The sequence below is a fragment of the Clostridium celatum genome, from assembly GCF_021412605.1.
Classification (GTDB): Bacteria; Bacillota; Clostridia; order Clostridiales; family Clostridiaceae; genus Clostridium; species Clostridium celatum.
In genome coordinates this window covers 1-26797 of sequence record NZ_JAJKGM010000037.1, presented here as the reverse complement: position 1 = coordinate 26797, position 26797 = coordinate 1, and the positions used below count along the sequence as shown (strand labels likewise).

At 27.2% G+C, this 26797-nt stretch carries 26 protein-coding genes; all 26 read right to left on the bottom strand.

The features are described from left to right. On the bottom strand, positions 1-1097 hold a 1097-nt coding region (locus LPC13_RS13285), incomplete at its 3' end, for a glucosaminidase domain-containing protein (protein WP_267955996.1). Between the two features lie 214 nt (positions 1098-1311). Beyond that, entirely contained in the window at positions 1312-2364 is a 1053-nt protein-coding gene (rfbB, locus tag LPC13_RS13280; RefSeq protein WP_005209978.1) for a dTDP-glucose 4,6-dehydratase, read from the bottom strand. 72 nt (positions 2365-2436) lie between these two features. Then, a complete protein-coding gene (gene rfbD, locus LPC13_RS13275) occupies positions 2437-3330 on the bottom strand; it encodes a dTDP-4-dehydrorhamnose reductase (protein WP_005209980.1) in 894 nt (297 codons plus the stop codon). A gap of 11 nt (positions 3331-3341) precedes the next feature. Then, the gene (gene rfbC / locus LPC13_RS13270) at positions 3342-3920 is read right to left on the bottom strand and encodes a dTDP-4-dehydrorhamnose 3,5-epimerase (protein WP_234088867.1); all 579 of its coding nucleotides are present in this window, start codon (positions 3918-3920) and stop codon (positions 3342-3344) included. 5 nt (positions 3921-3925) lie between these two features. Next, positions 3926-4792, bottom strand: coding sequence for a glucose-1-phosphate thymidylyltransferase RfbA (gene rfbA, locus LPC13_RS13265; RefSeq protein WP_005209986.1), 867 nt, complete (start codon positions 4790-4792; stop codon positions 3926-3928). 47 nt (positions 4793-4839) lie between these two features. Next, entirely contained in the window at positions 4840-5481 is a 642-nt protein-coding gene (locus LPC13_RS13260) for a sugar transferase (RefSeq protein ID WP_005209987.1), read from the bottom strand. A 69-nt stretch (positions 5482-5550) separates the two neighbouring features. Continuing rightward, positions 5551-6357, bottom strand: a complete 807-nt coding sequence (locus tag LPC13_RS13255; RefSeq protein WP_234088866.1) for a glycosyltransferase family 2 protein — start codon at positions 6355-6357, stop codon at positions 5551-5553. A 150-nt stretch (positions 6358-6507) separates the two neighbouring features. Beyond that, entirely contained in the window at positions 6508-7950 is a 1443-nt protein-coding gene (locus LPC13_RS13250; protein ID WP_234088865.1) for a flippase, read from the bottom strand. Position 7951: 1 nt separating this feature from the next. Next, positions 7952-9109, bottom strand: coding sequence for a glycosyltransferase family protein (locus LPC13_RS13245; RefSeq protein WP_005209994.1), 1158 nt, complete (start codon positions 9107-9109; stop codon positions 7952-7954). A gap of 36 nt (positions 9110-9145) precedes the next feature. Continuing rightward, the gene (locus LPC13_RS13240; RefSeq protein ID WP_234088864.1) at positions 9146-10051 is read right to left on the bottom strand and encodes a glycosyltransferase family 2 protein; all 906 of its coding nucleotides are present in this window, start codon (positions 10049-10051) and stop codon (positions 9146-9148) included. Positions 10052-10069: 18 nt separating this feature from the next. Then, the gene (locus tag LPC13_RS13235; RefSeq protein WP_234088863.1) at positions 10070-10948 is read right to left on the bottom strand and encodes a glycosyltransferase family 2 protein; all 879 of its coding nucleotides are present in this window, start codon (positions 10946-10948) and stop codon (positions 10070-10072) included. A gap of 25 nt (positions 10949-10973) precedes the next feature. Then, positions 10974-12332, bottom strand: coding sequence for an O-antigen ligase family protein (locus LPC13_RS13230; RefSeq protein ID WP_234088862.1), 1359 nt, complete (start codon positions 12330-12332; stop codon positions 10974-10976). Positions 12333-12408: 76 nt separating this feature from the next. Then, positions 12409-13275, bottom strand: coding sequence for a glycosyltransferase family 2 protein (locus LPC13_RS13225; protein WP_005210006.1), 867 nt, complete (start codon positions 13273-13275; stop codon positions 12409-12411). A gap of 14 nt (positions 13276-13289) precedes the next feature. Next, on the bottom strand, positions 13290-14285 hold the full coding sequence (locus tag LPC13_RS13220) for a glycosyltransferase family 2 protein (protein WP_005210007.1): 996 nt from the start codon (positions 14283-14285) through the stop codon (positions 13290-13292). Positions 14286-14547: 262 nt separating this feature from the next. Then, on the bottom strand, positions 14548-16122 hold the full coding sequence (locus tag LPC13_RS13215; protein WP_005210008.1) for a DUF2142 domain-containing protein: 1575 nt from the start codon (positions 16120-16122) through the stop codon (positions 14548-14550). 136 nt (positions 16123-16258) lie between these two features. After that, positions 16259-16636 carry a DUF2304 domain-containing protein gene (locus tag LPC13_RS13210; protein ID WP_005210009.1) on the bottom strand — a complete coding sequence of 126 codons (378 nt, stop codon included), beginning with the start codon at positions 16634-16636 and terminating at the stop codon, positions 16259-16261. Next, the gene (locus LPC13_RS13205; protein WP_005210010.1) at positions 16637-17371 is read right to left on the bottom strand and encodes a glycosyltransferase family 2 protein; all 735 of its coding nucleotides are present in this window, start codon (positions 17369-17371) and stop codon (positions 16637-16639) included. Positions 17372-17400: 29 nt separating this feature from the next. Further along, entirely contained in the window at positions 17401-18312 is a 912-nt protein-coding gene (locus LPC13_RS13200) for a glycosyltransferase (RefSeq protein ID WP_051040633.1), read from the bottom strand. A gap of 22 nt (positions 18313-18334) precedes the next feature. Continuing rightward, entirely contained in the window at positions 18335-19414 is a 1080-nt protein-coding gene (locus LPC13_RS13195; RefSeq protein ID WP_005210018.1) for a glycosyltransferase family 4 protein, read from the bottom strand. Between the two features lie 7 nt (positions 19415-19421). Next, entirely contained in the window at positions 19422-20249 is an 828-nt protein-coding gene (locus tag LPC13_RS13190) for a LicD family protein (RefSeq protein WP_234088861.1), read from the bottom strand. Between the two features lie 20 nt (positions 20250-20269). Continuing rightward, a complete protein-coding gene (locus LPC13_RS13185; RefSeq protein WP_234088860.1) occupies positions 20270-21709 on the bottom strand; it encodes an oligosaccharide flippase family protein in 1440 nt (479 codons plus the stop codon). Between the two features lie 5 nt (positions 21710-21714). After that, positions 21715-22821 (bottom strand): CDP-glycerol glycerophosphotransferase family protein, encoded by a 1107-nt coding sequence (locus tag LPC13_RS13180; RefSeq protein WP_005210026.1) that lies wholly within the window; start codon positions 22819-22821, stop codon positions 21715-21717. Between the two features lie 18 nt (positions 22822-22839). Beyond that, positions 22840-23934: a glycosyltransferase family 1 protein gene (locus tag LPC13_RS13175; RefSeq protein WP_234088859.1), complete on the bottom strand. Its 1095-nt coding sequence runs from the start codon at positions 23932-23934 to the stop codon at positions 22840-22842. Between the two features lie 50 nt (positions 23935-23984). Continuing rightward, on the bottom strand, positions 23985-24374 hold the full coding sequence (gene tagD, locus LPC13_RS13170; protein ID WP_234088858.1) for a glycerol-3-phosphate cytidylyltransferase: 390 nt from the start codon (positions 24372-24374) through the stop codon (positions 23985-23987). Positions 24375-24665: 291 nt separating this feature from the next. Then, on the bottom strand, positions 24666-25676 hold the full coding sequence (gene galE, locus LPC13_RS13165; protein WP_005210038.1) for a UDP-glucose 4-epimerase GalE: 1011 nt from the start codon (positions 25674-25676) through the stop codon (positions 24666-24668). A 135-nt stretch (positions 25677-25811) separates the two neighbouring features. Further along, positions 25812-26588, bottom strand: a complete 777-nt coding sequence (locus LPC13_RS13160) for a hypothetical protein (RefSeq protein WP_005210040.1) — start codon at positions 26586-26588, stop codon at positions 25812-25814. Between the last annotated feature and the right edge of the window lie 209 nt (positions 26589-26797).

Sequence of the window (26797 nt, the reverse complement as noted above, 5' to 3'; positions counted from 1 at the left end):
AATGCCCATCCTCTTACTGTCATAGTCTTTGAAGTAACAGCTGCTCCATCTGCTGGCTCATCTATTCTTCCTACTGTTGGCAAACTTTCCACAACGGGATCGTTAGCTCTAGCAATTTTTATTGTTCTAGATATTTCTTGAACACTTCCATTATTAGCTACTATTTCAACTAGTAAAGTTCTAGTTCCATCTTGAATAGAACTTATATCCATAGTCTTATTAAAACCTGATTGATTTCCATTAAAATACCCTGGATAAGCTGCTGAAACATCATTTCTTGTTGAAAATTCAGTTATCTTACCAATACTTACATTATCTATTGATACATTAACCTCTTTAACACCGAATGCATGCAATGCCCATCCAACTATATTTATACTATTTTCGTTTATAGTTGCATTATTAATAGGAGTTTCTAAATTACTTCTTGCTTCTAAATAATCTGACTTAGTTAAATCGCAATATAATCTAAATAACTCAACACCATATGTGCTGCTTGGAGCCCAATTACCACCTAACTCATTTACAGTTTTACACTTACCATAAACTGCTGTATTGTACCACCCTAAATGTCTAGGATCATATGTTTGATTGTCTGCAAGAGGTTGACTTGTCCAACTTGTTACATACTCAGTCTTAGGATACCCATCTGCTCCTGCATATAAAGCTAAATGATCTAAATGTGCTATGACTCCTTGTTCCCAGTTATCAAACTTCTTATGTGCATTTGGATCATCATCTTCTCCTCCTGCTGAGTTTTTTAACCCACAAGGATTATGATATGATGAATCTAATACACCACCAAATCTTCCATAACCAGTTTCCTTTGCTGCTTGTACATAAGCCACAGCCCAGTTTACTCCACCTCTTGATTGGCTATATTTTTCATATAAAGGAGCTAAACCAATAAATTCTTCAGTAGCGCCTTTACTTCTAGCCCAATCCTGGGCTTGTCCAACAGTAATATTTGTAGTAGAAATAATATTTACATTTCCGATTGCAGTAGCTTTAAAATTTTCATTACTTTCTGTCGAGGCTTGAACATTTATAGTAATTAAATTTAATAACAATACTAAACTCATTACAAACCCCAACATCTTTTTACCTTTTTTCACTTTTTCACCCCCATTCATTTACATAATGATTCTAACATATCCACTTTTATGTGTAAATAAGATTCGTTTTTATTATTTTACATATTCTTCTAATATTTATTTCAAAATACTAGTTTTTTTTTATTTTAATAAAAAATCTCCATTAGATAAGTTGCTTTAACAACATTTACCTAATGGAGCTCTACTTTAATTAATTCTATTTATACATTTCATTGTAGTAATTTAAATACTCACCTGAAGTAACATTCTTCATCCATTCTTGATTATCTAAATACCATTGTATAGTTTTCTTAATTCCAACTTCAAATGTAGTTTCAGGATACCATCCTAGCTCTTCTTTAATCTTAGTTGGGTCTATTCCGTATCTTCTATCGTGACCTTTTCTGTCTTCAACATACTTAATTAAATTTTCAGTAACTTCCTTATCAACATTTTCATTTAAGTAAGCTATTACTGTCTTAACTATTGTTATGTTAGTTCTTTCGTTGTGACCACCAACATTATATACTTCACCATCTCTACCGTTGTTTATAACCATATCGATAGCTTTAGCGTGATCTTCTACAAATAACCAATCTCTTATATTCATACCATCACCGTAAACTGGTAAATCTTTGTGATCTAAACAATTATTAATTAGTAGTGGTATTAACTTTTCTGGGAATTGGAATGGTCCATAGTTATTTGAGCATCTTGTTATATTCATTGGCATCTTATAAGTATCGTGGTAAGCCTTAACCATTAGGTCTGAACCAGCCTTACTTGATGAATATGGACTATGAGGATCAAGTGGAGTAGTTTCCATGAAGTATCCTGTTTCTCCTAATGAACCATAAACTTCATCTGTTGAAACGTGTAGGAATTTAACTCCTTCTTTCCAAGTTCCATCTTCATTTTCCCAAGCTGCTTTTGCACAGTTTAAAAGGTTAACTGTTCCCATAACGTTTGTCTTAGCAAACACTTCTGGCTCTCTTATACTTCTATCAACATGAGATTCAGCTGCAAAGTGAGCAACATAATCTATTTCATATTTTTCGAATAAAGAATTAACTAATTCATTATCACAAATATCTCCATGAACAAATATATGTCTTGGATCATCTTGTATTGATTTTAAGTTTTCTAAATTTCCTGCATAAGTTAGCTTATCTAAATTTATTATTCTTATATCCTCATATTTCTTTAACATGTATAATACAAAGTTTGAGCCTATAAACCCAGCTCCACCAGTTACTAAATAAGTTTTCATATAAAATTCTCCTTATATATAAAAATTAAACTAAAGAAGCTAAGCTTAATTTCTTAACTCCTTAATTTCTTTCTATTTTTCTACATTATCCATAAATGTTTTAAGAGCATCTTTCCAATCTCTCATTTCATCTCCAACAGTACATCTAAGCATCATATTATCAAGTGATGAATACTCAGGTCTCTTAGCGGAATTAGGATACATTGCTTTATATTCTTCTGAAGTACATGGATTTACTGTACAATTTCTTCCTGCAAGCTTCATTATTTCTGCTGCAAAATCATACCAACTACATTCACCTTTTCCTGTACAGTGATATACTCCATATTCATCAGTTTCAATAAGTTTTAATATGTGATACGCTAAATCATTAGCACTTGTTGGATTTCCAAGTTGATCATTTACTACACTTAAAGATTCTTTTTCTTTTCCAAGTCTCATCATTGTATAAACAAAGTTATGACCTACATATCCGTAAAGCCAAGCAGTTCTTACAATGTAGTACTTTGATGAAAATTCTCTTACATATTCTTCTCCTAAAAGCTTAGTTTTTCCATATACACTATATGGTGCAACTAAATCAGATTCATTTAGTGGTATTTCACCTACCCCACTAAAAACATAATCTGTTGAAACTTGAACTAATTTAGCTCCTATTTCTTCTGAAACTATAGCTAAATTTTTCGCACCTATTGCATTTATTTTTAAAGCTAAATCCTTATTTGCTTCACAACCATCAACATTAGTTGCTGCTGCACAGTTTATAACTACATCTGGATTTATTTCTTTTAAAACAGTTTTAACTTGTTCTAGTTTAGTTATATCTAATTTATCTACATCTAAAGCAAAAACCTCAGAATTTTTAATTTGTTCTGAAACACTTCCAATTTCAGCTCTACCTGTAGCTACTATTTTTTGAAGTTCATTACCTAATTGTCCATTAGATCCTGTAATTAAAATTTTCATCTTCTTACTTCCTACCCTTCGTATACAAATGGTAAATCTAATTCCTTAAATTTCTTTTGCTTCTTATCTTTTTCTGATAATAATACTTCCTCTATTCCATCTAAAGGCCATTCAACTTTTACATCTTCATCATTCCATAAAAGTCCACCGTCATGTTCTGGTGAATAGAAATCTGTACATTTATAATTAAATGTTGCAGTTTCAGATAAAACTACGAACCCATGAGCAAAACCTTCTGGTACATAGAATTGTCTTTTATTTTCTGCACTTAAGTAAACACCTTCCCATTGTCCGTATGTAGGCGAGCCTTTTCTTAAATCAACAGCAACATCCCAAACTTCACCTTCAGTACATCTTACAAGCTTACCTTGTGTATGCTTAGTTTGGAAATGTAATCCTCTTAAAACACCTTTTTTAGATCTTGATTCATTATCTTGAACGAAAGTCATAGTTAAACCTGCAGCATCAAAAGCTTTTTTATTATAACTTTCCATAAAATACCCCCTAGCATCTCCAAATACTTTAGGTTCGATTATATATAAATCTGGTATTTTAGTTTCTATAAACTTAAAATTTCCTACTTCAACCATACCTCTTACTCCTCAATAATATCAATTAAATATTTTCCATATTCAGTCTTCATTAAAGGTCCTGCTAACTCTCTTACCTGTTCTTTAGAAATCCATCCTTGTCTATATGCAATCTCTTCTAAACAAGCTATGAATGTTCCTTGAGTTGTTTGAACTGCTTCAACAAAGTTAGATGCCTTAAGCATTGATTGGTGAGTTCCTGTATCAAGCCATGCCATACCTCTACCAAGTAAATCAACTTTTAAAGTACCTTCTTCCATATATACTCTATTTAAATCTGTTATTTCAAGCTCTCCTCTTTCTGAAGGTTTTAAAGCTTTAGCCTTTTCAATTACTGAATTATCATAGAAATAAAGTCCTGGAACTGCATATTTTGATTTTGGCTTTTCAGGTTTTTCTTCTAAAGATGTTACCTTTCCATTTTCATCAAAACCAACTACTCCAAATGCTCTTGGATCTTGAACATAATATCCAAATACCATTGCTCCTTTTTCAAGCTCTGCAGCTTCTTTTAAATGTGAACTAAAGTTTTGACCATAGAATATATTATCTCCAAGTATCATTGCAACATTATCGTTACCTATAAACTCTTCACCTATAATAAATGCCTCTGCTAATCCATTTGGTGCTTCTTGAATTGCATACTCTATATTTAACCCATATTCTGAGCCATCTTTAAATAACTCTTTAAAATTAACTATATCTCTCGGTGTAGATATTATTAATATATCCTTTATCCCTGCAAGCATTAATACTGACATTGGATAATATATCATTGGCTTATCATAAATTGGCACCATTTGCTTTGACATTGCCTTTGTAACTGGATAAAGTCTTGTACCTGAACCTCCAGCTAATATTATTCCCTTCATAAAATCTTCCTCCTGTAATAAACTATAAAAGTCTTTATTTCTATATTTTAGCTAGCACTTTCATCTCCAAATAAAACAAAAAATGTTTTAAATATAAGCTTAATGTCTAACCAATAATTCATTTCATGAACATACTTTACATCTAGCTTCATCCATTCTTCAAAAGCTATATTGTTCCTACCCATAACTTGCCAATAACAAGTTATTCCCGGCTTGACCTTTAACCTTTCTAACATCCAAGGACTAAATTGCTCAACTTCCTTAGGTAAGCTTGGTCTAGGGCCTACTAAACTCATATCTCCCTTAATAACATTAATTAATTGAGGTAATTCATCAATACTAGTTTTTCTAATAAATCTTCCTACCTTCGTTATTCTCGGATCATTTTTCATCTTAAACATTGGTCCTGACATTTCATTTTTAGTTTCTAATTTTGTTTTAAGCTCTTCTGCATTTACTATCATTGACCTAAACTTATACATACTAAAAATCTTTCCATCTTTGCCAACTCTATCTTGTTTAAAAATTATAGGCCCCTTTGAATCAATTCTTATAGCAATAGCTACAATTAATAATATCGGACTTAATAAAATTAATCCTATAGCTGACAGAAAAATATCAGTAACTCTTTTAGAAAATAGATAAAATTTCACCTTTGGAGTAATATCATTATTCATTGTATTTATCATAATATCTTTCCTTTTCTACTTAATTGCTAAATTTAACTTATTTACTTAAAGCAATTAGTTTAAGTTAAATTAAAATTTATTTAAATAGTACTTTTTATAAAACTTTATCATACTTTGTAAATGTACAAATGTCATTTTATTAATTCTTTTTTTGCTCTCTTGGTTATGTAAGTGAATCATTTGTGCATTATGTAAATATACTACTCTTTTATTATCTTTTCTAACCTTGTAGCATAAATCAACATCTTCAAAGTACATAAAATACTCTTTACTAAATCCCCCTAATTTTATAAATTCATCTTTGTGCATCATCATACATGCACCCATAACCCATTCAACATCTGCTGTAGAATTATGGTCAAAATCCTTCATTAAATAAATATCGTTTATTTTTTCTCTTTTCTCTGATGATACTATTTTTGACAATGGGGTTCTGCATGCAACAAATTTATTAAAAGGTAATATTCTTCTACACGAATATTGGATAGTATAATCATCATTTAATAATTTTCCTGATATTAATCCAATTTCCTTATCACTATTAATCTTATTATACATTTTTTCTATAGCATCATCTAAAACGATTATATCTGGATTCAATAATAGAATATATTCTCCCTTTGAAGCCTCCACCCCTAAGTTATTAGCTCCGCCAAACCCTACGTTTTTATCATTTTTAATAATTTTTATATTACTAACTTTCTTAAAACCACTGCTTAATTGCTCATAACTATCATTTGGTGAGTTATTATCTATTACTATAATTTCATAATTTATATTTTTTACAGTTTCTAATACTGATTTTATACATTTTTGTGTTAATGTATAATTTTTATAATTTACTATAACAATAGATAGATTTATATTATTTATCATATTTAAACCTCAACTGCCTATTCTATGTATTTAATTACATATCTTTAAATTCCAATTTCTATAATACTATTTTGTCTAATACATTATACATTAATGATTTTAAGAAAACAATTATATTTTTCTTAATAAATCTTTAAGTTAAGCTTAATATTAGCTAATTCTCCCCTTAACTTTATCCAAAACTACCTTTATAGAATTTAATAATAGTTTATCCTTTAAAATTAATAAGCTACTGAAATATGATATTCCTCCGATGATAACCTGCATAGCTAAAACAAATACATTTGCGCCTTCAATATTTCCTATTACTTTAACTAGTATTAACATTACAATACCAGAAACCCAATATTTATAGTTTTCCTTTATCCAACTCTTATCTACTATATTTCTAGAATACCATAATTGTATAAGAGCAATACAAAATTCTGCTGTTACAGTAGCTATAACTGCACCCATAGCATAAAGCTTAGGTATTAATATAACATTTAAAATAAAATTTATTGCAGCCCCAACACAAACTGATACCGTATATTGAGAATTCTTTCCTGTTGCTAACATGTATTGTGTTCCAAATACATTCCCAAGCCCAATAATTATTACCATTATAGATGATATAATAGTTAATGGCACAACACTTTCATATTGCCTTCCAAAAAATAATGGTATAAACCTTTCACTTACTCCCATAATTCCAAAAGCCATAGGAATTGCTAAAAAACTTATTAATGAGAATGCTTTTTTTAAATATAACTTAATTTCATCATGTGCATCTTTACTATGTAAGTTAGCTATTCTAGGTAACATAACCATACCTAATGAAGTTAAGACTGTAAGTAAAACTCTTATTATTTTTTGAGATTGATCATAATATCCAACTTGTAATGTATTAGATAATTTACCTGTCATTGTTTTATCTAAAACCATATATACTTGAGTTGCCATTTGAGGTATAAAAAGTGCAAGCACTGGTCTTATATGTCTTATAGAATTAAACTTTTTTATCCCTTTAAACTTCAATATATCCTTGCCAATATAAATCCACATAATCAATTGGCCTAAAAACATAGTAAAGCTATTTATAAATATATATTTTCCTAAATCATTTTTTGTTTTTACAAATATAAATATTAATATAACTGATATTACTTTTACTAAAAAGTTTCTAATAGATGCATTTTTAAAATTTTCGATTCCAAGGAAATACCATGATACATCTAACGCTGTTCCTAAAATAAAGAATCCTTGAAGAAAGTAATATAGTCCTAAATCCTTTCTAGTTCCTAATACACATATAAATATTAGATATGCCATCATGCAACCAATAAATTGTATCGAGAAAATCTCCCAAAAATTTCTTCTTAATTTATCGCCCTTTTCTCTTACTGTTGCTATTTGTTTAGTTGCATAAGTACTAATACCTAAACTTCCTAATAAAATGAAATATTGCATATTAGCATTAGTATAACTATTTATACCTATTCCATCTGCATCTAAAACCCTCGATACATAAGGCATTGTTATTAATGGTAATATAACTGCTGTAACTTGATAAATTAAATTATATAAATAGTTCTTTTTTACACTTCCGCCCATATTACGCCTCTTCTTTAATTATCTTATTTAATATACTTTCAAACTCATTAGCAGTTTTTTCCCAACTTAATGTATCTAAATATGCTATTGATTTATCCCTCATATTTTTTAATTTATTTGGATTTTCAATATAATACTTTATCTTTTCATATAAATCATTAAAATCAAAGCTTGTTAATATAGAGCAACCTTCTGGGAAGAAATATTTAAATGTTCCCTCTTCTAATTCAATTAATGGCAGGCCTGTTGCTAACATTTCATATGGAACTAAAGATATATTAGTTAATGATGCGACCATTCCAAAATCTGAATTTTGATAAAGCTCTAGTAATTGACTTTTACTTAACTTACCTAAATTCTCTCCGCCTTCACATTTAAAATCTAACTTTTCTCCATAGTATTTTACATTTAATGTTATACCATCACTTTTTAACTTTTCTTTTAAACTTACTATCATATGTTGTAATAAGTATGGTGCTCTTTTGCCTGTGTCTTTAATATAAACAGCTATAGTAAATTCTTTTTTATTTTTATATTCTAGGTAGTTTCTAGGTATTTCATAATACTCACTAGCTTCATAAGGGAATGTTATAAAATCTATACTACTATCTACTTCGCAATTTTTTTCAATCATATATTTATTCCATTGCCCTAAACTGACCATATGTAATCCTAGTTCATATGTTTTTTGGGCTAACAAGAACATTTCTCCATACATATGGAAAAACGGCTCATAATCTTGCACAAAATACATTTTATATCCACTAGCCTTTTTAGCATAATATACTGAATCCCATGAAGTAGCTATAACTATATCATTTTTAACATCAAATATTTTACTATGATCAATTATTTCACCTTTATATTCCTTTAAGTTAATTTCAGCATTTTTCTTTTGCTCTTCTAAATCTTGTGGAACAAAAGATACATATCTTACATTATAGCCTTTTTTAACTAATGATGTTCCTAATCTTAATACTGATGTATGACCACCACTATATGCCATCATTCCTGGTAATACAAACATTATTGTCTCTATTTTATTTGGAGCAATGTTTTCTACCTTCTTAAAATCAACTGCAGATAATATAGCCGACATCGATTCCTTTTGTATTTTTTGTTTTCTTATATAATTAACTCTTCTCAAATAGTTAAGCATTCACTCACCTCATATTTTCTAAAAACATTAAATAATTTAATAAGGCTTATACTCTATGTTCTTAGCTTCTTTATTTCCATCTTTTATTCCTTTTAATACTGACTTCATAACATCAGAATTAAAGTTTTTAATCATATTCTTTATAAGTATCCTATAGTATGTATTCTTAGCTTTTTTATAGTTTTCTATAGGTTGATTTCTTTTAGTGTACATAAATAAATTCCTAGCTAGATAATATTCCTTAAATCCACTTGTTTTATTTCCTGTGGCTGAATGCATGTGATATACTATGCTATCCTTTAACAATTTAGATTTAAATCCAGCTCGTTTTAATCTTAATGATAAATCTACATCTTCATAATAAGCAAAAAACTTACTGTCAAAATAATCTCCATTTTGTAATTTTACTTTTTCTAATGCTTTCTTTGTATAAATCGCAGCTCCTGCACATGCACCTTCAATATTTATATCCCTTTTTAGAACTTCTTTAACATTTTCTCTATATCCAACTTGAGCTGGTAATAATTTTTTATCAAATGTTAAACCTGCTGCGTCACACTTTTCTCTTTCGAAATAATTAATCATAAATAACTGAAACACATCATAACCTTTATTAGTTTTTATTAAACTTATAGCATTCTTTAAACTTTCTTTCGGAACTTCAACATCATTGTTTAGTGTTAATATATATTCACAACCATCATTTATAGCTTTTTTTATTCCAATATTATTGGCTGGTGCAAATCCACTATTATAATCCATTTCTATTAAATCTATATCGAGTTCATTTTTATATCCATTAATTATATTTCTAGAATTGTCTCTAGAATCATTATCTATAATATATATTTTAAACTCTTTAAACTCTTGATTTTTTAAGCTTGTAAGACACTTATCTATTAGCTTTTCTCCATTCCAATTTGCAATTACAATTCCAAGCATTGTGTTTCTCCTCTTTATCTATTTTAATTTCCCTCTAATTCCATTCTTATAGTCCCTATATCCTTTAAATATCATTTTAACTTTATTAACCTTATCCTTTTCACCTAGAATAATTTTAACAAATTCCTTTTTAAATAATAATTTATCTCTGTTAAGGGTAAAACTATTTAGATCTTTATACTTTTCCCACGTATAAAATCTATTTCTTGTCATATAATATCTTCTTAAAGCAGAATGATTAGATGTATTAAACTTTCCAAACAGACTTTTAACACTTTGGCTTTCACCTAGGCTATGATAAAGAATTGCATCTCTAACCTTTATCATTTTTATATTATTTTTATTTAATCTCATACAGAAGTCCGTATCTACCAAATCTATAAATAAGCTATCATCAAAAAAACCTATTTTTTCAAAAACATCACTTCTTAAAAGATTTCCTGATGTTATTTCTGCATCTACATATTCATATGAATTAATTTTTGAATTTTCTTCTATACTTTGAATTCTTTCATCTACAAAATTTGGGAAAATACTCATTATATTTTCTCTTTTTTCTCTATCAAAGCTATAGTATACTTCTAACATTTTATCTATCATATTATCTTTAGCTTTGCTATCTTGGTCCATAGTCAATATCCACTTATACCCGTCTTCTATTGCCTTTTTTGCCCCTATATTAAGTGCAGTTGCAATTCCTAGATTTTCTTCATTTAGTAATAACTCAACATTCTTTTCATTATTACGCTTTAATTCATTTAAAATATTTAATTTATCATTCCTAGATCCATTATCTACTATATATATTTTATCTACTTGGTTTATTAATGAATTGAAGCATCTTTCTATCCCCTCATCAGGATTATAACTAACTATAATACATGCTATTTCTTTCATAATTACTCCTTATATACTATAAATACTATACAATTTCTCTTCTAACATATTTATTTAATGCAGATTCTAAAATATAGCACTCCATAACTAAAACAAAGAATCCTGATAAACTTGCTAAATATGGATTAGTTACACTGGATGCTAGAAATGCTAAGAATGCTAAAGTCCACCCAATAATAACTCTCTCATCAGTTTCGTCTAATTTATACTTAACTAGTAGCATTATTAACTGAATAAATTTGATAAAAAGATATCCAAATAAATATATAATTCCTATAGCTCCTGTTTTAAATAATAATTCTACATAATATAATTCAAAGTTAGTTGAACTAACTGGTGGTAGATTGTTATCACTCATATATTGTGAATACTCTTCTATATGAGCTCCAAATCCCCAACCCAATACTGGTTTTTCTACTATTCTCTTTGCTAGAAAATCTAATTGAATGACTCTTATTCTATTTGATATATTATTTGTGAAGTCTAACATAGAGTCTGCTCTATCTTTAGCACTCTCTGTACCACTAGCCACTCCCTGTGGTGGAATGTAATCAGTCTTTATAGTTAAAGGTAATACAGCTGTAAATACATACAGCAAGGCTAAAACTGCTACTATTCTTCTTAATACCAATCCTCTTTCTTTTCTTTTCCATAAATAATATCCAAATACGAATACTACTCCTACTGCTGTACCAAGCCAGAACCCTCTAGTATTTGATACAAAGATACCTATTAATAAAACTAATAATTTCAAACATTCATATAATTTATTTTTAACTTCTTTAGACATTAACTTAACCATTAATATAATAGCACCCATTTGCATAAATATCCCATTAAACAAATAAATTCTAGCATAGTTATTAGACTCAACAAGTCCAGTTATTAATCCATATTGGAAAATGTCATTTAATCTCATATATTTTAATATTATACCTTGATCCTCTGGAAGGTAAGTCCTACTATAGAAAAATAATCCTATTGTTATTATTGCCACAATTGTTGAACAGTTAACTATTAGCGCCATAGCCTTATCAATCTTTTTAAAATTACCTTTAAAGTAATTAGCTAATAATATTAGGTATATTATACCTAAAAATGAGTTTGCATCTGAAAAGATATCTCTGATGTTGTTTCCATTAATAAATCCTACAATACTTCCATAACCTACATATGTTATTACTACAATAATTGGAATAATATACGCTTTACTAATTCTAACTTTATTTATATACATCATTACAACTGTTGCTAAAATTCCTAATACAAATAATACTTTTCTCACTGGAAATCCAAATAAATTTCCTAATCCACCTAAAACTAATTCTACAAAAATTAATACAACTAGAAAATTGTATATTTTATTTAATACTTTAGTATTCATATACCTTTACACTCCATCACACTATTATTTTGCTATCACAATATTATTATTAGTAATTGCTTATAAATTTATATAATTATCTATTGAAAGCTCCTCTTATACCTTTTTTATAATCTTTAATTCCTGTAATTGTCATTTTAATTTTTTCTACTTTATTATTTTCAAATAATATAACCTTAGCTAATTCTGATATAAATCTCTTTTTATCTTTAGCTATCCATTCTGGAAAATCATCTTTATATTTATTCCAAATAAAAAATCTATTTCTAGCCATATAATATCTTCTTAAGGCATTATGATTAGTAGGTGTAACTTTCATACCTAAAATATTCCTTTGTACAGACTCTCCTAAATTATGAATTAGTATAGCTGATTCAACTTGTATTATTTTATATCCTTGTTTATTTATATTTAAACAATAATCATGATCTACTAAGTCTATAAAAAGATCTTCATCATAAATATTGTTCTTATAATAACTAGCTTTTGTAAGTGCCCCTGATGTTATTTCAGTTAAAACATATTTCCACGCATTATTCTTGCTTACTAACTCTTTATTATATTTTTTTTCTTCAATATGTATTGGAGTAATCATTACGATTTTGTCCTTTTCCTTGTCATCTATAGCGCTATATGTTTTTAGCATATTAGATACCATATCTTTTTCTACTATACTATCATGATCCAAGGTTAAAATCCATTCATATCCATCCCTTACACCTTGTTCAATTCCTCTATTTAAGGCATAAGCAATTCCCTTATTTTCATTTAATTCAGTTAATATTATTGTATCTTTTAATGACTTAAGAATTTTTAAAGTATTGCTATTAGAACCATTATCTACAACTACAATTTTATCTACATAATTTTTTAGAACTTCTATCTTATCAACGAATTCTATTCCCACATTGTAAGTTACTATTACTGCCATTGTATTTTTCATAGTACACCCCCAAATTATAAGTCAAATAATTTATAAATTTCTTCATCATTTAACTTAGTATTTTTCATTATAACTTTTCTTTTCTCTAAAGCTTTAGGTTTCATTTCTTTTACCTGTTTTAAATACTTAAAGCACTTAAAGTCAAATAATAAAAAGAATGTCATGTACTTGATAAAATCTACATATATTCCAAGCTTATCTTTTTTGTACGAACCCTTACTTTCGTTTTTAATTAACATTAAATAATGATTTCTAAATGAGATTCCCTTTAAAAATTCCGATTGCTTTCTTCTTGCTTTTATAGTATTTATTATACCTTTACTACTATTCATACCTCTACCATGATAGGCCACTGCATCATGTATATAGTAGCATTTAAATCCATACAGATTTAATCTCCAGCTTATATCTACATCCTCTTTATACGCAAAAAAATCCGAATCAAAATATTCATTATTAACTTTTACTTCTTCTAATGATTCTCTTTTAAATACTGCTGCTGCACCACAAACCCCGAACACTCTTCTATTTTTTTCATATTGTCCCACATCAGCATCATTTTGTCCTATTTCTCTTCCTTGTCTCTTATGATTCAACTCCATTCCAGCTGAATCTATTACATTTATAATTTCATCTTTATCAAAATCATATTTTAATAATTTCCCTATTACCGCTGCATTCTTTTTATCTTCTTCTAACTTTTTTATACACTTAGATAAATAATCTCGCTCAAATACTACATCTGGATTTGCAATCATAACAAAATCACCATTTGAATTTTCTATTCCAGTATTGGCTCCACCTGCATATCCTATATTAGCATTTTGAATTAATTTAACTTTATCTATAAAATGCTCCTTAATTATTTCTACTGATCTATCTGTCGAATCGTTATCTATTATTATTATTTCAGTATTATCATAATCTTGTTCTAATAAAGAATTTATACATTTATATAAATACTTTTCTCCATTCCAATTAACAATTACTGCTGAAATTAGCTTTTTCATAGTGATTCTAATCTCCTTTTACTTCTATTAAATTTTATTATTTATATTACTTATTGAAAGTTCTTTAAATAAAAATCAATACAATATGAATATAAAACTTTTAACATAGAGACTTGTTTTCTAAATAACGAATTTAGGGGCTGTCTTAACACCCCCTTATTTTTACTCTACTTCACAATACTGTCTTAGATTATATCACAAAAGTTTTTAAATATCATTGTTCTTAATATAATTTTAATTTTTATACAATATATTACTATTGTTAATAATTATATATAAAGTAACAGTTAATTATCATTGCCAATGAAAACATCAAAGTCCAACATACATATAAATTTCTATATGTATTTATCCATATATCACTATTCTTTATTTTTAAAATATTATTTTGTAATACCATGTATATACCTATAATAAATGGATAGAAGTACCTTCCTTGTATTCCATCAAATATTACTATTTCACTTAAAGGCTTATTAGCCCATTGGAATGCTACAGCACATAGTAGTAAATACATTCCAACTGTCATTAACAGATATAATATTCTGTCAAATACCCCTAATAAATATTTCTTTTCATCTCCTAATACTGCAAATAACAATAATACATTAAGCATCAAGACTGAAAATTCTTTAGTAGGTTGAACCTTAAACCATCCTAAAAATGCAGTAAATGATTTGCTATAAAACTCTTCAGCATTTTCTAATGTTTCTGAAACTTTTTCTATGAATAAATTAGGCTGTGTAACTATTTCATTCACCCAATTTACTTTATCAGATTCTTTACTACTATCATTGGACTGCGTAGTTGTTATTTGTTGATTTTGAGTCTTCGGCTTAGATAATGTTTGCCAGCCAAACATCACTGCAAAATTAACAAGTAATATTAAAATCAATGCTATAAACTTTCCGAAAACTCCAAATTTAATTTTTTTATTTGGAATAAGAATTAATGTTCCTGCAATTAATATATATGGTAACTTTATAGAACCTATCAATACCGTTAATCCTATTACCTTTAATAAGTCCTTATAATCAACCTCTTCTTTTTCAAATTTCAAATGTAATATATAGGCTATGACTAAAAAACTAGCCGAATTAAGAAGTGCATCTGGAGAATATGATGCTGCTTGTTGTACTCCTACCGGAAGAAACATTATTAAAAATAACAAATCCTTTCTTATAGGCATATACTTTAAAGCCAAGTATCCAAGTAGTATCCAAACAGCTAAATTTGTAAGTCGTCCTAAAACTAAAACAAAATAAGTTGGAAGATTTAATAAATCCCCAATAAATGTCCCTATTGATTGTGGTACATATGCAATAAAATTATATGCTCCTGTAGAGCTTGCATTATATTTTATTAACCTATCTTTTTCTAATGGCGTATTTGCGATATCTAAATATTTACTAATACCATCCCTATCAACACTATTCCATATATTTTGATCATACTTATATAATCCAAAAGGTAACATCATATGATCTTCATGTGCCTTATAAAAAATCCTACCTTTTGCCAAGTCATAGGATCTGTTAATATGTACAATTTCATCTGGAACTAAAAATGGCGGATTAATAACAGCAAATGCTGTTCCCCATATTAAAGCAATAACAACAAACTGCTTAGCTATATTCCCCCTATTAAATTTAATTAATATTATCATTGTTAATACTATTAAAGCTATTCCACATAACACAAATAAAGTAAAACCTTTACTGTTAAAGGAATGTAACTCTTCAAAGTAGTCAAATGTATATTTAAGCATATAATATCCTAATATTGCATATCCAATCAAAAACAATACTTTTTTATAATGCTTTTTTATAAATTCCATGATGTCCCCTCCATTTTTAAATTAAACATTGAATATTATAAATAAAAAGCTATATCAAAACTTATTGCAAGCTTTATCCCTTAAAACATTTGCTAAGAATTCTAAAACTTAATTATGATATAGCGTATTAATTATATTATTCATTGTTTATTAGTTTTAATTTCTCTATTTCATCCTCTAACTCTTTAAATCTTCTTTTTAAAACTATAGACTCTTGTGCTAATTCTTTATTCTGCTCTCTAAGATTACTAATTTGACATGTCAATTTAAATAATAAATAAAATATAAATAATATAGCAATTAAAAATAATAATGACGGTGGATATTTTATATTTACTATTTTAGATATTATAATTATTATCTTAGGGTTAATGGCTAATACTAACATTCCTATTGCAGATATAACCCAATAAAAGCTTTCTCTTTCAAAAGATCTCTGCTTCTTTACTACGTTAATTACAGCTAATAAAAATATAATTCCAGCTATTGCAAAAAATACCGTTTCAGATAACATCTATTTATTCCTCCTTCTAGCCTTAAGTAAATCCTTATACTTTATTAATACTAATGCAATACTATACATCATTCTTAACATATATATAAAAGGCCCCCATATGCCAGCATGCATGCTTTCCCCATAAACTCTTTCCTTCATTTGCACTGGTATTTCTTTAATCTTATATCCATTTAATATCATTTCTATTATTAAATTAGCATCTGGATAATCAGGATAATGAGCCATTTTGGAATATCTCGTATATACTCTTTTAGATAAAATCTGAAGCCCTGATGTAGGATCTGTTATCTTTTGCTTAGTTGCAAATTGTATTATCTTTTGAAAAACTATAGTCCCTATTTTTCTAAAGAACGCATGATTATACTCTGTTTCTTCAACAAATCTTGAACCAATAGCAATATCTAAATCACTATCTTTGATAATTTCATACATTTTTACTAACTCTTTACCTACATGTTGTCCGTCTCCATCAAACTGTGCTGCATACTTATAATCTTTTAATACAGCATATTTAAATCCAGTTTGAACAACTCCTGCATATCTTAAGTTAAAAGGGGTAGTAACAAAATCTACATTATGTTCTTTTAGCACCTTAGCTGTATTATCACTTGAATTATCATTTATTACTAATACATCTGCAAAAGGCAACTCCTTTTTTAAATCATTTACTACAGCAATTATGTTCTTCTCTTCATTGTAAGCTGGAACAATCACTAATAATTCTTTATTCATTTTTACTCTCCTCTTTAATCAACTATATTCTAAAACATTCCTCTTACATAACAAATTACTTTTTTTCTATAATATTTACTAATACTTACTGATTTAATTAAACTAATTGGGTTTAGGCTCTCTACACCTTTTGAAAATAATTTACTTGATTCTAGGTATTTATCTATTTCTTCAGTAGATAAATCACATAATTTATAATATATCTCTTTGGATAACCTTTTAAAATCTAGTATATAATTATTTTTATAAGCTTCTACTAACTGCTTAGATGTGATAAATTGTTTTAATCCATTTTTATTAGATATACTACTTTCTCTCATTCTATACTGTATTAAAACTTCATTTATATTCCCTAACTTAAAGCCCTTATATACAGCTCTTAAAATAAAATCATAATCCTCTGCATAGTTTACATCACGATATCCATCAAGACTTTTAAATACCTCTGTTTTTCCAAACCACGTTGGATGTGGCATACAGTTATTATATAAAATCTTTTTTTTGAACTTTTCATTTTCTTTAGGGAATTTATTTAAAGTTGTTATAACCTTCTCATCTTCCCCTATACAAGTAACACCAGATCCAATTAAATCTAAACCATTTTCAACTAAATATTTTAATTGCTTTTCTAATCTTAGACTATCTGCAATATCATCTGAATCCATTCTTGCTATATATTTTCCACTAGTAACTTTTATAGCCTTATTTAATGATGCTGTTAAGCCTATATTAATTTCATTGTATATAAGCTTTATTCTATTATCTCTCTTCTTATATTCATCTAATAAAATTATTAGCCCCTTATTTTGTGGATTATCACAAACTATTATAAATTCAATATTTTTATAAGTTTGATTTAAAATAGACTCAATAGCTTTTCTTATCCAATCAAGTGGTTCATTATAAGTACTCATTATTACAGACACAAAATTATTATTCATCATTTCTCCTCTTTAGCAACATTTATATGGATTTAAGAATATCATTTATTATTTTTACTTGTCTAGATATAATAAACTTCTCTTTTAATATACTTTTTGCTTTAACTTGTTTGCTTATAATTTCATCGTCTTTCTTTAACCCTTTTAATAATGCTGTCAAATCTTCAACTAATCTATCCTTTTTCACTATATATCCATTATCATTATTTATAATCTCAGGAATTCCTCCAACATCGCTACCAATAAGAGCACAATTATAATTCATAGCTTCAATTAAAACAGTAGGAAGTGAATCCCACTTGGTTGATGCCTGTATAATAATGTCCATTTCTTTATAGTACTTATCTACCTCTTTTGTGAAACCTATAAGCTTTATATTCTTATTTTCTTCACATTTTCTTTTTATTTCTTCTTCTACGATTAAAGCTTCTTTATTAGTTGCACCACCTATTATGTATAACTCCATATCATTTCTACTGGCATTATTAAAAGCTTCTATAGTTTCTAAATGACCTTTTCCTCTATCCATTCTAGATACTACTGCTAATTTTATTTTATTAGGACTTTTATTCTCTAAGTATGATATATCGTCACTTTCTATCCCATTATAAACAACAACAACTTTTTCATTATCTTTTATACAATAATTATCTCTAATTCCGTTAGAAACAACAATTACCTTTTTTATATTTTTTAATATACCCTTAAGAAACTTTTTTCTAATTTCAGAAGGTGGCCTATTATGCTCATGCCATACAAATTTAATATTTTTATATTTCTTTGATAGTATTCCACATGCAACACAGCTTAAAAATCCATTAGCATACACCTTGTCATACTTCTTATTTTTTAACATTCTATCTGTGGTTTTTATGATTTTAAATAATAAAACAATAATTTCTAGGCTTTTGAATTTTTTAAAATCAACAATATAATTTATATTATATCCTTTTCCCTGTATTTCGTCATAAATAGGCCCATTAGTGGCAAATAGAATATCTATATTAAATCCATTAAACGCACCATAATTTAATATATTTCTAAAAACACTTTGTACTCCACCGAAGTTTCCTGAATCATTAAGTAATAATAACTTCTCCATCTTCTCACTACTTTCCTTTAATATTGTAGATATCTGCTATTTTTTTATCTACAGATATTGATTGCGAATGAGTATGTCTTTTATCTTCTGGTGGTAATTCCATGTAATTAGGTCCGTATTGATATTTTAATATTGCGTCTGGATTATTAGGAGCCCATACTTTTACATCTTCAAAGGGAATTTGTTTTAATGTATATATATCTTCTACTCTACAAATAAAATCACTTGATTGTGAAACATCAAAACCAGCATATGCTCCATTTTCAACTGAATATCTCTTTTTAAATCTATCAATTACATTTATAGGTACAACTATCTTTGATGCAACTCTAAATACTTGTAATCCTGTTCTAAATAAGCTCGGCTTTAGGTTATTTATTACAACCTTTTTTCTTGCATTTTCAAATAATCTAACATACTTTCTATGTTTTCTAGAAGTTTCTTCATTAAAGAATTCTAAAGTAAATACATCAACAAAAACTTCTGATTTAGCTTGCACGCTCTTTAACTCATCATTTAATTCACATAAGGTATCTTTCATAATTACCTTTGATAACTCTAATGGGTAATTAGGGTCTATACTTTTATCTAATATACCAAATCTATTGTTATTATCATTTTTAATAGCTTCTATAAGTTTAAGATGATCTTTTTTTGTCATTATTATATCTATATCATCATCCCAAGGAATAAATCCTTTGTGCCTAACAGCCCCTAATAAAGTACCTGCAACTACAAAGTATTGCAAATTATTTTTTTCGCATATTTCTTCTATATACTTTAATATTTCTATCATTAACCTCTTGCCTTCTGATAGACTGCACTTAACATACATACTAATTTTCCTCCAATGTACTAACGCATCTTTTTTCTTATTAAACTTAATAATAATAACCGTAATTCCTTATCAATAATTAAAATTATTGCAAAATAAACTATTGCATTTATCGTGCCTTCAATAAATACCGACATATATGATGGATTTAAAACTTTACTTATAAATAAACTAACTATTAATCCTATTATTCCTGCAAATAAGTATTTAAATGTTCCTTTAAACATAAATCTTAAATCTAGTTCTTTTCTTACTACAAATATTCTAATAAACATTACTACAAACTCTGTAATAACTATAGCAAACACTCCACCTAAGGCTCCAAGTGACGGTACTAATATTATGTTTATTATTGGATTTATTACCGCAGCTAAAACTAATGGTATTGTATATTCTTTAGTCCTTCCTGTTGGGAGTGAAAATTGTGTAGCGAATACTCCACCTACAGATATAAATATCACTATTACACTACTTATTATCATATATGGAATAATTACTTTGAAATTATCACCAAAGAATACTGGTACAAAATCTTTAGATATTACAATTAAAGATGTTGTTATAAATATAGATAAAATTAAAGAAAACTTTAATGATTTACTTAAATAATCATTTACTTTTCCTTTGTCATCATTAGCATACATATTAGCTATTCTTGGCATCATAACAAAGCTTAATGATGTTACAACTACCAAGGATAACCTTGCTATTTTTTGAGAATTGCTATAATATCCAACTTGTAGTGTATTAGACAAACCTCCTATAACAGCTCTATCTAATGTAGTGTAAATTTGAGTTGCTATTTGTGGTATAAATAATAAAAACGACTCTCTTATATGACATTTTACATTTATAGCTTTAAAGTTAATCTTATTAACATACTTTTTTAAGAAAATCCAAAAGCTTAAATTACCTATAAACGCACTTCCTGAATTTATTAATATGTATAGCCATACATCATTAGGACCTTTTACTAATATAAATATTAGTATTAATCCAATAATTTTTACTAATATATTTCTAGTTATAGTCTTTCCAAAGTCCTCCATTCCAACATATAGCCATGATATATCTAAAAGTGATGCTAACAATAACGGAAACTGCATAATAAACATAATTCTTAAATCTGATGTATTTCCAACAACAAATAAAAATATATATGATATTAAACAAATAATAGATACACTTAATTGTATTAACCATATGCTCCAAAACTCATTAGACATTTTTTCTTTAGAGTCTCTCACATAAGCTATTCTCTTACTTCCATAATTAGTCATACCAAATAAACATATTATAGTAAATACGAATGCATAAGAATAAGTATAATCATATATTCCTGTTCCATTTGGTCCTAAAACTCTAGCAATATACGGTATAGTTATAAAAGGTACTATAATATTTATAAGTTGATACATCATATTATAAATATAATTTCCTATGATTTTATTTTTTCTCATAACTACTACCTTTCCTTTAAAGCTTCTAATATTTTTTCATTCACTCTATTACAAGAGTTACCATCTTTATGCCTATGAACTATATTTCTAATATCTCTTCTAGCCTCTACATACTTATCATTATTTTTTGCTATATCTTCTATGCCTTTTTTAAATTCATCATATGATTTAACTTTTTCTCCTGGCATCCAATAGTCTACAGGCTCCAATAAAAATCCTCTATTTTCTTCATATTCACTTATATCATTATTAAAAAATATTATTGGTTTATCTAATAATAAATAATCAAAATACACACTAGAATAATCAGTGATTAATCCATCTGAATATCTTAATATCTCATATATATCAATATTATTCTCATCTAAATAAGATTTAGTTATAAGATTTATATTACTTAAATTTTTTATACTATCTATATATAGACTTTCTTCAGCAGGGTGTAATTTTATTATTATATTAATATTATTTTCTTGTAAAAATTCATTTACTTCTTCTATATCAACATTATCTATGCCTAAAACATTTAATTTTCTATCAATCGAACTTTCAACTCTTCCTAATGCCGTTCTATAAGTTGGCATAAAAACTAACTTCTTATTACCATTTTTAATATTTAAATAACTAAATATTTCTTCCACCTTTTTATTACTCTTAAAGAAGTAATCATTTCTAGGAAATCCTGTTATTTCATACTTTTTATTAGATCCTATACATGCATTCAATAATGTTGTATACATTTCTGATGATGAAATATATATATCAGCCTCAGCTGGTGATTTACCTGTAGATAGCAAGCCCAACTTTTTCAAAGGCACTCCATGCCATGTTTCTATGTATGTTTGGGATTTTTTAAGATTTGAACACCCATGGCTAGTAACAATAACCTTAGCCGTAGATACTAATGTTATATACTTAAATAGATTACTTATATATTGTTGTCTAGTAAAATATATACTATCATATTCCTCATGTGCTTCTTTAAAAGATTCATAAAGTATCTTTATGTTTGAACCTGAGTTTGGAGTTCCATCCCAAAATATAACTCTATTATTTTTTACAGGTATTAATCTAGAGTATATTTTTTTAAAAAATTCAATTAAATTATTCATTTTCTATCTCCTTTAGCCTTACTTAGAAGAATATATGTTACATAACTCATCTACTACAACATCTATATCATAAGAACTCAAACTATTCTTTATATCCTTTAAATCTTTATTATTAATTAATTCATCATACCATTTATTCATATCATCATTTAAACTTAAAAATCTAACATTTCCTGTTAAATCAACTGCTTTAGGTACATTATCGGAAACAACACATTTAAGTCCACTTGCTTCAGCTTCTATTACAGCTATACCTAGTCCTTCATATAATGATGGAAATACAAATACATCAAAAGCCTTCAACACTATATCTATATCCTGACGCATTCCTAAAAAAATAACATTATTGCTTAAGCCTAATTTTCCAACTTTTTCCTTCATCACTTCCAATAGTTCCCCATTTCCTACCAAAACTAAAGATGTGTTTGAATTACGCTCATTAATATATTTAAATAAATAAATCATAAAATTATGATTTTTCTCACTTCTAAATCTTCCTACATTTCCTATTATGTATGAATCTCTAGGTAAGCCTAATTTTTCTCTACACTCTTCTTTAGAGTAACTATTTTTAATAAATCTATTAATTTCTATTCCATTATTAACTATACTAACTTTAGGGTTTTTAATATCCTTGAATAAAGCCTCTGCTGCTTCATCACTACAAGCCAACAAATTAGTTGAAAATATTTTTATTAATTTAGTCATAATTTTTCTATATACTTTAACTGGCATACTTCCTGTATTATCACTTACAGTTGTATGACTATGTGAAATTATAACCTTAATTCCTGCAAGCTTTGCTATAACAGAGTTAATTCCTGAGAAGTGATGGGCATGACTATGTATTACATCAAACTTTTCTTTTTTGCATATACTATAAAAGTCTTTTAAATATTTTATTATATTTTTACCTGGAGATGTTATACGAAATATTCTTCCCCCTAATGATTTTATTTCTTTATCAAATTCTCCCTCTTCATCACTGTAAACTATAAAATCAAAATTATATTTACTTCTATCAATATTTCTATATACATTCATTATAAATGTTTCTGCGCCACCAACATCCATTTTAGTTAATACGTGAGCAATCCTCTTTTTACTATCCATAATACTTTATAGTCTCCTTAATGTAATAGTACTTACATATCACTTAACTACTATTTAGTTGATAATTCCTCTTTAATTTGAGTTGTAGATATTCCCTCTGTTCTTGGCAGATAAACCACTTGACAATATTCATTTAAAAAGTCAAACTTACCCTTCCAATCATCCCCAATAACAAATACATCTATATTATTTTCTCTAACATCTTCAACTTTTTGTTCCCAATTATTTTCTGGAATTATTTCATCTACATACTTTATAGCTTCTAATATCATTTTTCTTTCATTATATGAAAAATGAGCTTTTTTCCCCTTTATTGCATTAAATTCGTCAGTTGATAATGCTACAACTAAATAATCCCCCAATTCTTTAGCTCTTTTTAATAAACTAATATGTCCATAATGCAATAAATCAAATGTTCCATATGTTATAACTTTTTTCATAATCAATATCCTCTGTTCTTTCCTAAGTAGTTTTGCATAAAATATATTTATTTCTATATTTATAAAAATAATATTTATAATCTTTTCTTATTAAATGTTATTAACTTTAATAATATGTCAATTAATAAGTCTCAAATTTATCATATATTTTCTAATTATCTATTAATATATTATACACTCTTATTGAAATTTCTCAAATATTACTTTTAAATTGATATATTTACAAGCAAAAAAGTGATAAGTTATAAGCAGTACATACTTATAACTTATCACTTTATATATATATTTCTATTAATTATATCCCTTTGGATTGTTACTTTGCCATCTCCATGCATCTTCACACATCTCTTTGATGCCTCTTTCTGCAACCCATCCTAATTCTTCATTTGCTTTTTTAGGATCAGCATAGCAAGTTGCTATATCACCTGGTCTTCTATCTACTATTTCATAAGGAATTTCTCTTCCTGATGCTTCACTAAATGCTTTAACAACATCTAATACAGAGTATCCATTACCAGTTCCTAAGTTGTAAGTAACTAACCCTGGGTTAGTGTTTAATTTTTCTAATGCTTTAACATGTCCATTTGCTAAATCAACAACATGAATATAATCTCTTACTCCTGTTCCATCATGTGTTGGATAGTCATTTCCAAATACTCTTAATTGTTTTAACTCTCCAATAGCAACCTTTGTTATATAAGGCATTAAGTTATTTGGAATTCCATTTGGATCTTCTCCAATTGTTCCACTCTTATGTGCTCCAACTGGATTAAAGTATCTAAGAATTGCTATATTAAATTGAGGTTCTGCTTTTGCAATATCCCTTAACATATCTTCAATCATAAGTTTAGTGCTTCCATATGGATTAGTTGTTGAAAGTGGAGAATCTTCTGTTATTGGAACAACCTTTGCATCTCCATAAACTGTTGCAGATGAACTAAATACGAAATTTCTACATCCATATTTCTTCATAGCCTTTAATACAACTAATGCACTTGTAATATTGTTATAGTAGTATTCTAGTGGTTTTTCTACTGATTCACCAACAGCTTTAAATGCTGCAAAATGAATAACTGAATCTATTTTATTTTCTTCAAATATTTTTTCTGTTTTTTCTACATCTGTTAAATCTACATTATAGAACTTAACATCTTTACCTGTTATATTTTTTATTCTATCTTTAACAAGCTCCTTACTATTACTTAAATCATCTGCAATAACAACTTCAAACCCCGCATTTAAAAGTTCAACAGTTGTATGGCTACCTATGTAACCCATTCCACCTGAAACTAAAACTGCCATAATTAATTCCTCCCACCATTATAAATATATCTCTCACTTACAATTATATAACATATAAATTTATAATTAAATAACTTTTTTAATTAATTTAATAAAGTTATTTTGATGCTATATATTTTTTTCTAAAAAGATTTTTTAATTTATTTTTGATATAAACCCTAAAATAATAGATAAAAGTGTACATCCTACAAGAATTATAAAAACTCCACCTTGTATCTTCCTATTTAATAGAACATTGATATCATTTTCTGTGAAAGTTGCTATATCTTCATCCTCTTCTTTACTATCTATTAATAAATTACTATTATTGAAAATTTCATTTAACAAATCATCTGCTTCTTTTAAAATATCGTCCCTGTCTTCATTATGTATATAACTTGAAGCTATATTTTCTTCATTTTCAATACATTTATTATCATCTGATATTATATTTTTCTTAGCAAAATTTAATAAATCATTATACTCATCTTCATTCATAGATAGTTCCTTGAAATTATCGTAATATTCATTTGCATCCTTCTCATTAACCTTAAAAATAATTTCATTTGTAGATTTATTTTTAATCTCTATTTCTTTATTGATTATGTTTATTCCTATATCTAAATTTAAATTTTCTGCAATTTCATTAATATCATTATAAGCATTCACTAATTCTGAAATACTTATTCCATCTTTACTTTTTTCACTGAAATCATTATATACAGCTACACTATCGGAAATAATGTTATTTAAATCTGATTCTGTTATTTTTAACTCATCTATATAGTTAAGAATTTTTTCTGAGTATTCCTCTGAAATACATAGTTCTCTTAAGCTATTATTTATATAGCTTAATTCTTCCGTAAAAGCTTTAACTGTTAATAAATTCATAAAAATGACACCAAATAAAAATATTCTTATTACCTTTCTCATTCTACTTACCCCTTGTTAATTTATAATCATCTTAGAGTATTGCCTAAAAATATAAAAAATAGTATAGGTTATATTAATATTTATATTTTATAAAAATAAAACCTTAGTACTAAAATAGTACTAAGATTTTATTTTACAGTTTGTTGAAAAACCCCCTGTTTAAAAACAGAGGGTTTTTCTATTATTAGTTGTGGATAAAATTTAATATT